1 protein-coding gene is annotated in these 595 nt (G+C 38.5%); it reads left to right on the top strand.

The annotated features are described in order from the left end of the window. Positions 1–378: hypothetical protein (locus tag FDX09_RS23700; protein ID WP_212733571.1), on the top strand; the 378-nt coding region annotated here is incomplete at its 5' end. Between the last annotated feature and the right edge of the window lie 217 nt (positions 379–595).

Genomic DNA, 595 nt, shown 5'->3' with positions numbered 1-595 from the left:
ACGTTTGTGTTTGATGAACATTATCCCCGGGCTACAAATGGACAATCTCAACCCCTGCCAGGGAGGAACAAAATAATTAATGAGGAATTTTATCCCTATAAAAGGATAAACCATCTGATAGGGAATCTGGTGGAAATTTCATTTACGGGTCGTGTCTATTTTTATACCTATCGGCTTGATAATGAAATTGAACGCATTCTGTTCAGACCGATAATTCATACTGATGAGATGGTGATACTGTCAGACCCTTTGACGTTGAAGCACGGAGAAAAGGTAAAACTGGTTTATCCGGATGGCTATGTCGAATACGGAAACCCTTTTCCCGATTTTGAACGATTGCAGAAAATCAGGCGCGAGCGCCAACAAACCAGTAATTAATGTAATATTCAGCCATGATAAATTTTACCAGAAAAACGTAATCAATATCTTATCTGGTGAAACAAATATAACCACTCTAATTCATCTCAGGCTGTCAGAGGAATATATCATTTATGAGTTATCCACATGGTTATATAAGAATAAGACACAATAAACCTCTGCTTCTCACCATCTTTTATCTGCTGCTGTCCGGATGTGACGGCAGTTTCTTTTCATC

The organism is Citrobacter sp. wls717 (assembly GCF_005280955.1).
GTDB classification, from domain to species: domain Bacteria; phylum Pseudomonadota; class Gammaproteobacteria; order Enterobacterales; family Enterobacteriaceae; genus Citrobacter; species Citrobacter werkmanii.
This window is presented reverse-complemented; position numbering and strand designations above follow the sequence as displayed.